At 38.2% G+C, this 749-nt stretch carries 1 protein-coding gene and 1 pseudogene; one reads left to right on the forward strand and one right to left on the reverse strand.

Going from position 1 to position 749, the window contains the following annotated elements; translation table 11 throughout:
* A partial coding sequence (locus AB1471_RS16960; RefSeq protein WP_367780928.1) for a nucleoside transporter C-terminal domain-containing protein occupies nucleotides 1-186 on the forward strand: 186 nt, incomplete at its 5' end.
* A gap of 172 nt (nucleotides 187-358) precedes the next feature.
* On the opposite strand, the pseudogene AB1471_RS16965 reads toward AB1471_RS16960, so the two are convergent.
* Nucleotides 359-541: pseudogene (locus AB1471_RS16965) on the reverse strand (YueH family protein); the annotation flags it as partial.
* Nucleotides 542-749: the final 208 nt, after the last annotated feature.

Genomic DNA, 749 nt, shown 5'->3' on the forward strand with positions numbered 1-749 from the left:
GTTGCCGTCATTACATTTGCATTATGTGGCTTTGCAAACCTTGGATCACTCGCAATTTTACTTGGTGGATTAGGTAACCTTTCACCAAAACGTCGTCCTGATGTAGCACGCCTCGGTATGCGAGCAGTCATTGCCGGTGCTCTTGCATCTGTACTTTCTGCAGCGATTGCAGGAATGTTTATATAGTAGTATTACAAACAAAAAGGAGCTATCCCATTTTAGGATAGCTCCTTTTTGTGTTAAAACCTTGAATAAATACATCTCACGCTATTTCACAGTCACTATGTAGTCGTATTTTCGATGGTTTGGTCCTCTTCATTCCCTTGACCTATAAAGGATTATGTCGTCGGGCTCTCTCTTATCCAAATACTTTGGAAAGTTCCCTTGCCTCATTATCTCCAATGCGATGTCTTAACGAAGAGTTATTGTTTTCTACATTTTCTTCTCCGTATTCATCATATAAAAAATACGTTAACCATGATAATGATGGACTGGCGACACGAACTGATTCTTCTTTCTTGTTTTCGTTAATAAATACTTTGCGTTCCTTTGTTGAACCCTAAATTTCTTATTTACCCTTCCCTTAGTCATCAGACATCTGACATTTGTTTGTCTTTTTTGTGTCTATTATTGAAACGCTCTTATTTTCATTGTAGAATGGTTAAGGCTTTTCACAAGTACCATACATAGATACGATTGGAGATGTACACGATGTTAAACATTTTATGGGGGCTAGCGGGAATTGTCAC

The organism is Jeotgalibacillus marinus (assembly GCF_040801915.1).
In the GTDB taxonomy this organism is placed as follows: domain Bacteria; phylum Bacillota; class Bacilli; order Bacillales; family Jeotgalibacillaceae; genus Jeotgalibacillus; species Jeotgalibacillus marinus.